Annotated in this window: 7 protein-coding genes, 1 tRNA gene and 1 pseudogene; 5 read left to right on the forward strand and 4 right to left on the reverse strand. The window is 72.4% G+C overall.

Annotated elements, in window-relative coordinates:
- Positions 1 to 65: 65 nt before the first annotated feature.
- A pseudogene (locus tag ACLQ24_RS27550) lies at positions 66 to 845 on the reverse strand (UDP-N-acetylmuramoyl-tripeptide--D-alanyl-D-alanine ligase); the annotation flags it as partial.
- A 72-nt stretch (positions 846 to 917) separates the two neighbouring features.
- Between ACLQ24_RS27550 and ACLQ24_RS27555 the strand changes: the two are divergent.
- Positions 918 to 1,154, forward strand: a complete 237-nt coding sequence (locus ACLQ24_RS27555; protein ID WP_425894654.1) for a hypothetical protein — start codon at positions 918 to 920, stop codon at positions 1,152 to 1,154.
- A gap of 3 nt (positions 1,155 to 1,157) precedes the next feature.
- On the opposite strand, the gene ACLQ24_RS27560 is transcribed toward ACLQ24_RS27555, so the two are convergent.
- Positions 1,158 to 1,230: transfer RNA gene (locus ACLQ24_RS27560), tRNA-Arg, on the reverse strand.
- A gap of 157 nt (positions 1,231 to 1,387) precedes the next feature.
- Between ACLQ24_RS27560 and ACLQ24_RS27565 the strand changes: the two genes are divergently transcribed.
- Entirely contained in the window at positions 1,388 to 2,083 is a 696-nt protein-coding gene (locus ACLQ24_RS27565; RefSeq protein WP_425894655.1) for a hypothetical protein, read from the forward strand.
- A gap of 135 nt (positions 2,084 to 2,218) precedes the next feature.
- On the opposite strand, the gene ACLQ24_RS27570 is transcribed toward ACLQ24_RS27565, so the two are convergent.
- Together ACLQ24_RS27570 and ACLQ24_RS27575 are read right to left on the reverse strand one after the other, a co-directional pair.
- The gene (locus ACLQ24_RS27570) at positions 2,219 to 3,283 is read right to left on the reverse strand and encodes an alpha/beta hydrolase (RefSeq protein ID WP_425894656.1); all 1,065 of its coding nucleotides are present in this window, start codon (positions 3,281 to 3,283) and stop codon (positions 2,219 to 2,221) included.
- A gap of 266 nt (positions 3,284 to 3,549) precedes the next feature.
- Positions 3,550 to 3,969 (reverse strand): HPF/RaiA family ribosome-associated protein, encoded by a 420-nt coding sequence (locus tag ACLQ24_RS27575; RefSeq protein WP_425894657.1) that lies wholly within the window; start codon positions 3,967 to 3,969, stop codon positions 3,550 to 3,552.
- Between the two features lie 305 nt (positions 3,970 to 4,274).
- Here ACLQ24_RS27575 and ssb point away from each other — a divergent pair, with 305 nt between their 5' ends.
- From ssb to ACLQ24_RS27590, 3 genes are all read left to right on the forward strand, one after another.
- Positions 4,275 to 5,018: a single-stranded DNA-binding protein gene (gene ssb / locus ACLQ24_RS27580; protein WP_425894658.1), complete on the forward strand. Its 744-nt coding sequence runs from the start codon at positions 4,275 to 4,277 to the stop codon at positions 5,016 to 5,018.
- Between the two features lie 165 nt (positions 5,019 to 5,183).
- Positions 5,184 to 6,338: a cobalamin biosynthesis protein gene (locus ACLQ24_RS27585; RefSeq protein WP_425894659.1), complete on the forward strand. Its 1,155-nt coding sequence runs from the start codon at positions 5,184 to 5,186 to the stop codon at positions 6,336 to 6,338.
- Positions 6,335 to 7,876, forward strand: a complete 1,542-nt coding sequence (locus tag ACLQ24_RS27590; protein ID WP_425894660.1) for a cobyric acid synthase — start codon at positions 6,335 to 6,337, stop codon at positions 7,874 to 7,876. Before ACLQ24_RS27585 ends, ACLQ24_RS27590 begins: the two co-directional genes overlap by 4 nt.
- The last annotated feature ends 167 nt before the right edge of the window (positions 7,877 to 8,043 follow it).

Here is an 8,043-nt window from a genome sequence, read left to right on the forward strand (position 1 = left end):
CATCGACATCGCCACCATCAAGATCTGGCTCCGCGACCTCGCCCGCGAAACCTGATCCACAAGACACGGCCTAGCTCGTCCAATGTCACGTTCTCGGCCCGCACGTCCGCCGGGCTCTCGATCCCGTAGGTGAGCACGCGGGCGCGGGTGCGGCTCGCCATCGCGGCGACCAACTCATCGTCGGCGTTGAGCACCGCCAATCCGCCGTCGCATGCGTCTGGCAGGGCTTCCATGATCTCGCCCTTGGCCTGGGCGATGTTTGCCACCGAACCGAACTCGCCAAGGTGCGCGTGCCCGACGCGGGTAACGACGCTGACGGTGAGCGGGGCGATCCCAGTCAGGTAGGCCACGTGCCCGATCCCGCGTGCGCCCATCTCCAAGACGAGATAACGGGTGTTGGCAGTGGCGCGGGTGACCGTGTACGGCAACCCAAGCCCGTTGTTGTTGGACGCCCGGGTAGCAACCGTCTCGCCCCAGGCGGGAAGCACTTGGGCAAGGATGTCCTTGGTTGACGTCTTGCCTACCGAGCCGGTCACACCGATCACCGTGGTCTGCGGGAGCCGGTCCACGACCACGCGGGCGATGCGTCCGTAGGCGGTGGGTACGTCCTCGACGATCACCGCCGGAACGCCGACCGGTCGTGACGCCAGCACGGCCGCCGCGCCGGCCTCGATCGCCTGGGCGGCGTAGTCGTGTCCGTCGACGCGCCCACCGGGCAGTGCAACGAACATCCCGCCCGGCTCAATCCGCCGGCTGTCGAACACGACCGGGGCGGTGATCGTCACCGTGTCGGGAGCGTCGTGGACGGCTCCACCAACGGCGGCCGTGATCTCTTGCAGAGTCATCGGAAGCACGGCACGAACCTACCGCGCTGGTCGTGCTGTGGGCGGCCGGTCGCTGGTGAGTGTCGTCGGATCGTGGGGGCCTTCCGGTTGACCGATACCGGCAAGAGGCCAACTGGCAACAGCCAACTGGCTGTCCTGCCCGAACTGGCCTTGGAAGCCGCCGAAGCGACGGCTCGCCTGATCTCTGGTCGGGGTACCAAGCGCACTCCCGGGCTCACCTCGGGCTCACGTGGGGACAAGCGATCGAAAGACGGCAATCAGCAAGATCGCAAAAAGGGAAAGAAGCAGCAGGTCAAGCCTGCTGCGTGAAGGTGCGCCCGGCAGGATTCGAACCTGCGGCCTTGGGATTAGAAGTCCCCTGCTCTATCCGCTGAGCTACGGGCGCGCGGCGTGGAAGTCGCGCCAGAAGGGTACCGCCGACCCGCCGCGCGCCGGGTCGATGGGTGCCGCGTCCACGTCGGCGAGCAGGGTCTCACGGAGAGTCCCCGTCCGGCATCCGGGTTCCCGCGAAGAGGCCGGCCGTCGGCCCGTACCCTCGGCTGGTGTTGCTGGACCCCGACGCCGAGAGCAGCGTCGCCTACGAGCTGTGCCAGGTCGTCGGCCGGGCCATCCTGCCCTACCGGACGGCCGACGCCCACGGCACCGCCTTCTTCTTCCAGGGTGGCGACGACCCGGTGGGGGAGGCGCTGCTGACGGCGGCCGACCTCGTCGGTGCGGCCGGCGGTGAGCTGGGCCTGCGGGCGAGCGTCACCGAGCCGGCCGGCGTCGCGCCGGACGCCGTCGCGGCGGCCGACATCGTGCCCGGTTGGGCCCGTTTTCCGGGCGACGGGGTCGCGGTGCTGCCGACCGCAGGCCTGCACCGCTACGCCGGCGACGGCGGCTGGCGGTGGCGCGTGCAGCCGGTGCCGGCGGGGATCGCCGCCGGGCCCGAGGCCGTCGCCGACCTCGACGCCGACGCCAGTTCCGCCTTCGTGCTGGCCCATGGGGTACGCGACGACGGCTCCCGCCCCCTGGAGGTGGCGATCGAGCGCGTCGTCCGCGACGGGGACGACGTGCGGATCACCACGGAACTACCCCCGGGGTACGTCGGCGCGCCCGTCTTCGTCGTCCAGGCTGACGTCGCCGGCGACGTGTCGCTGTACTGCCTCGGACTGGTGCTGCCCGGCGTCGACGGGCACCCGGTGGCGACCTTCGACCGGATCGGCGCCGCCCTGTCGGCCGCACACGGCGACGCCTGAATCCTGCTCGCGCCGCCGCTGTGGGGCAGTCGCGGACCGCCGTCGCTTCGGCGCTGCCAGTCGGCCGAGCGGGGACGGATCAGTCGCACGAGCGCCGTCGGCTCGGCGTGGCCGTTCTCCTGACCTGAAGTGGGATCAGTCGCCGACTGCCGTCGCCTCGGCGCGGCCGGTCGTCGGGCGGCGACTCCGCGGCAGCGTGGGCGCATCGGTATCGGTATCGGCGTCGGCGTCGTCGTCGGCCGGGGCGGTGGGGCCGGCGGCCAGGAACGCCTCGGCCCAGCGGCCCACCTCGTCGAAGACCTTCGCGCGTACCGCCGGCCCGGAGAGCGTGAGGTCGTGCAACCCGCCGTCGAAGCGGGCCAGCGTGACGTGCTGGCCGAGGCGGGGCGCGTACTTCACCATGTGCTCGACGTCCAGCACCGCGTCCGCCAGGGTCGCGTTGTCGTGCCACTTCGTGCCCCGGAAGGAGCGGGTCGAGCAGGCCAGCAGCACCGGCACCGGGATGTCCAGGCCGGCGCGCAGATGACGCTGACCGGTGCGGATCGCGTTCACCCAGCCGGCCCGCACCGGGAACCCGGCCAGCGGCTTCCACGCCAGGTCATAGGTCCACTCGCCGCGGTGGTCGGCGTGCAGGCTCTCGCCGTACACCGTGCCTAGGCCGAGCGGCAGGATGCGGTGCGGCGCCCTGCGGCCCAGCCGGGCGACGGCGGCCGCGAGGGGTCGACGGACCGCCCAGGGGGCGTTGAGATCGAAGAAGGGGCTGTTGAGGACCAGGCCGTCGATGATGCCGGTGTCGCGGCGGGCATCCGCCCAGAGTGAGATGATCAAGCCGCCGGTGGAGTGGCCCATCACCAGCAGGGTGTCGTGCCCGTCCTCGCCTCGGATGATCTCGGCGGCGGCGTCCAGCTCGGGGAAGTAGTCGCTGATGTCGCGGCAGAAGTTCGGCGTCTGGTGCGGGAGCAGGCTACGGCCGTACTTGCGCAGGTCGAGGGCGTAGAAGTCCCAGCCGCGCTCGGCGAAGAAGTCGGCCAGGTGGGTCTGGAAGAAGTAGTCGACGAAGCCGTGCACGTAGAGCACCGCTCGTCCGGTGGGACGCTCGGCCCGCCGCCGGACCAGGGTCGCGACAACGGGGCCTTCGTCGTCGGTGCCCAGGTCGATCGTCTGCCGCTCGTACGGCGGCCCCAACACGTCCGGTTCCACGCCCGCGACGCTACGCCGACGGGCCTACCCAGCGGTAGCCCCGCCTACCCTGACACGGCGCCGCTCCCGTCCCGCCTGCCGCCTGCCTCGCCTGCCACCCAGCCTCGCCTGCCACCCGGCCTCGCCTGCCGCCCGGCCTCGCCTGCCGCCTCGCCCCGCCGCGTCGATCATGGAGTTGTGGTGCCCCGTGAAAGGGATTTAGCGGGTCTTACGACCACCACAACTCCATGATCAACCGGGTCCAGAGGAGACAGGGGGCGCGGGGGTCAGACCGTTTCCGTGTCGGCGCGGGCCGGGTCCTCGTCGATCGGGTCAATCTCGCCCTGCGGCTGCGGGATGTCCCGCAGGTGCTTGTTGTTGCGTGGTTCCTGCCGGGTCTTGGCGTCGTTGAGCTTTCGGCGCAGGTCGTCGCGGACGTTGTTGAGGGCGGCGTGCAGGTCTTCCTCGGTGGAGGTGGTGACGATCTTCTGACGGCCGGCGATCCAGCATTCCAGGGTGACCTTCTGACCCCGGGCCTCCCGTTCCTTCACCGACACCTCCAGCTCGGTAGCGTCGGCGTGGAAGCCGGCCAACCGGGCGTCGAGGGTGGCGAACTGCTCGGCGATCCAGTTGCGGTCGCCCTGGGAGAACCCCGCGCCGACCCGCAGGCACTCGCCCACGGTCGCCGGGTTCGCCACGGCGCTCATCGCCGTACCTCGGAAGCGGTCGCGGAGCCGAAAGTAGTGATCATCATGGTGCTGACCTCTCGTCGACGTGGAGCTTGTCGGTGGTGCGTTGATCAAATCCATACCCAGTTCGGGCGGCTCCGGAACCGCCATTGGCCGCTCGGATGGGTCGGCCGTACCACAACAGGGGCTTGATCAGGGCGTTGTCCACAGGTGGCCCGTTGTCCACAGGTTCGGGTGGCGGCGCTGGCGGTGGCCGTCGACATCGCACAGGCTCGATGCCGAGTCGACTCGCGCTGGCAGACCCCCGATCCCCTGGAGGGACGATGTTCGACACGTACGTCACGATCGTCGGCAACATTCTGACGGCGCCCGAGTGGCGGCGGACCCAGAGCAACACCCTGGTGGCCAACTTCAAGGTCGCCTCCACCGCCCGGCGACTCGACCGCGACAGCGGCCGGTGGGTCGACGGCAACTCGCTGCGCGTCCGCGTCAACTGCTGGCGCAAGCTCGCCGAGGGCGTGGCCGCGTCGGTGATGGTCGGCGACCCGGTGGTGGTCTGCGGTCGGCTCTACACCCGCGACTGGACCGACGAGGCCGGCAACCACCGCACCCTCTACGAGTTGGAGGCGGTCGCCGTCGGCCACGACCTGTCCCGGGGGCGGGCCCGCTTCCTGCGCAACCGGCCCACCATGACCACCAGCGCCGTCGAGGACGCGGCCACCGAGAGCCGCGTGCATGGCGAGCCCACCGAGCCGGTACCCGCCGAGGAGGCGCCGACGCTGCCCGACGACGGCCCGCTCGATGACGATTTCGAACTCCCCGAGTACGCCTCACCACGTACCAGTCCGCTGGGCCACCGCCCGCTCGACGATGTCACCCTCGGTGACATCGGTGGTGTTCCCGTGGCCCTGGACGACGACGAGCTGACCCGTGCGGCGGCGGACGACGTCGACCCGGAGGACGACCCCGACGACGAGTTGGGGCCGGTGCCCGACGAGGGCCGGCCGGATGGTCCGCCTTCCGGTCGGGGGCGGCGCGGCCGGGGTCGGGTTCCGCAGCCGGCGTGACCGTCCGGTCCCAAAGCGGCAGCGCGGCTGCCTGAGGTCGGTGCCGGCGACGTTCGCACCGGCGGCACGACGGGGGCGGGGTGGCGGCGTGGTCGGCGTCGTCACCCCGCGTGAGCGGATCGGCCAGCGGAGGTTCCGCTGGAGTACGGCAGGCGCCGCTGGCTCATGCGGCGCTCGTCTAGGCTGGCCGGCCGGGGGGTGGTACGCGTGCGGCAGACAGCGCCGGTGGCGAACGCGGTGGGCCTGGTGGCCGGTTACGCGCTGGACAGGCTGCTCGGCGACCCCCGTCGGTGGCACCCGGTAGCCGGGTTCGGCCGGGTGGCCGGCGCTCTGGAGCATCGCCTGCACCGGCCGGACCGGACAGCCGGCGCGGTGTTCACGGCGCTGGCGGTCGGCGGGCCCGTGGTGCTCGGGGCAGTCGCCGCGGCGGTCACCCGGCACCGGCCGGTGAGCCGCGCGGTCCTCGTCGCCGCCGGCACCTGGACCGTGCTGGGCGGTCGTACGCTGCGGCGCGAGGCCGCCGCCATGGGTCGCACGCTGCGCGACGGTGACCTGCCCGCCGCCCGGCGACGCCTCGGCAACCTCTGCGGCCGGGACCCGTCGACCCTGGACGAGTCGGAGTTGGCCCGCGCCACCGTCGAGTCGGTCGCGGAGAACACCTCCGACGCGGTGGTCGCCCCGCTGCTCTGGGGCGCGGTCGCCGGCCTGCCCGGGCTGCTGGGCTACCGCGCCGCGAACACCCTGGACGCGATGGTCGGGCACCGATCGGAGCGCTACGCGCGGTTCGGCACCCCGGCAGCCCGGCTTGACGACCTGCTCAACCTCGTGCCGTCCCGGCTGACCGGGCTCCTCACCATCGCCGTCGCGCCGGTCGCGAACGGCGACCGGGACCGGGCCTGGCGGGTGTGGCGGCGGGACCGCAACGACCACCCCAGCCCCAATGCCGGCCAGTGCGAAGCGGCGATGGCCGGGGCGCTCGGCGTCCGCCTCGGTGGCCGCAACATGTACTTCGGGCGCTCCGAGGTCCGCCCGTTCCTGGGTGACGGCCCCCGTCCCGAGGCACGACACCTCAAGCGGGCCGCGCGCATCTCCGGCGCTGTCGGCCTGGCCGCCCTCGGGGTGGCCGCCGCCTACCCGGTGACGGTCGGCCGCCTGACCGGCGCGCTCGCGCGGCGGAGTCTGCGCGCGGCAGGGCAGGGCCTGTGGGCCGCAGCAGAGGAGCGGAGCCTGCGGGCCGCCGGGGCAGGGCGTGGCGTGCAAGCCGCAGCAGCCGAGCCGGGCCTGCGGGCCGCACCGGCCGGGCGAAGGAGCGGGCGATGAGCGGCGGACTGCTGGTCGCCGGCACCACCTCGGACGCCGGCAAGAGCGTGCTCACCGCCGGCATCTGCCGTTGGCTGCACCGGCGGGGCGTGAAGGTGGCGCCGTTCAAGGCGCAGAACATGTCGAACAACTCGGCCGTCGTCGTCGGGCCGGACGGACGTGGTGGGGAGATCGGCCGCGCCCAGGCCATGCAGGCCGCCGCGTGCGGGCTCGCACCAGACCTGCGCTTCAATCCGGTGCTGCTCAAGCCGGGCAGTGATCTCGCCAGTCAGGTGGTTCTCCTCGGCGAAGCGGTCGACACGATCACCGCCGGCACCTTCCGGCAGTTGCGGCCCCGGCTCGCCGAGACCGCGTACGCGGCGCTGGCCGAGCTGCGCGCCGCGTACGACGTGGTCATCTGTGAGGGCGCGGGCAGCCCGGCGGAGATCAACCTGCGGGCCGGGGACTACGTCAACATGGGGCTTGCCCGGCACGCCAACCTGCCCGCCATCGTGGTCGGCGACATCGACCGGGGCGGCGTCTTCGCGTCGATGTTCGGCACGGTGGCCCTGCTCGACCCGGCCGACCAGGCGCTCGTCGCCGGCTTTGTGATCAACAAGTTCCGGGGGGACCTCGGTCTGCTCCGGCCGGGCCTGGACATGCTGCGGCACGTGACCGGCCGTCCCACGTACGGGGTGCTGCCCTGGTCGCTCGACCTGTGGCTGGACGCGGAGGACTCGCTCGCCTACGGCCGGTTGCTCGGCCGCCCCGCCGCCCCACACGGCACCGAATGGCTGGACGTGGCCGTGGTTCGGCTGCCCCGCATCAGCAACGCCACCGACGTGGAGGCGCTCGCCACCGAGCCGGGTGTCCGCGTACGCCTCACCGTCGAACCGGCCGAACTGGCCTCCGCCGACCTGATCATCCTGCCCGGCTCGAAGTCGACGGTCGCGGACCTCGCCTGGCTACGCGATACGGGCCTCGCCGACGCGGTCGCCGCCCACGCGGCAGCCGGCAAGCCGCTGCTCGGCCTCTGCGGCGGCTTCCAGATGCTCGGCCGGGCCATCCACGACCCGGTCGAGAGCCGGCAGGGCAGTGTGCCCGGGCTCGACCTGCTGCCCATCGAGATCACCTTTGATCCCCGCAAGACCGTCCGGCAGTCGGTAGGCATCGGCCCCGGCGACGTGACGGTCCGCGGCTACGAGATCCACCACGGGTTCGTCTCGCAGACCGACCCGGGCCTGACTCCGCTGCTGACCGGGGCCGACGGCGCGGGCGAGGGCGCGGTGCTCGGCGCGGTGCACGGCACGCACTGGCACGGGGCGTTCGAGTCCGACGGCTTCCGCCGCTGGTTCCTCACCGAGGCGGCGCGGCTGGCCGGGCGTAGAGGATTCCGGGTCGCGCCGACCACCAGCTTCGCCGCCGCCCGGGAACGCTCGCTCGATCTGCTCGGCGACCTCGTCGAGGAGCACCTCGACACCGACGCCCTCTGGCGTCTCATCGAGACCGGCGCACCCACGGGCCTCCCCTTCATCCCGCCCGGCGCCCCGCCGACCTGAGCCCGTGCGGCCGTGCACGGCCGCACGATCGTGCTCGATCGGTGAAGTAGTGGTATCGGCGACGCCGGAGGATGCGGCGCGGACTCCGCGGGTCAGCAACACGGCGCCGTCATCGAGGCGCACCATGGTGCGCGAAGATTCGGTGCTGGTTGGTGGTTGCGGTCCGT

This window comes from Micromonospora sp. DT4 (assembly GCF_049841675.1).
Taxonomy (GTDB): Bacteria; Actinomycetota; Actinomycetes; order Mycobacteriales; family Micromonosporaceae; genus Micromonospora.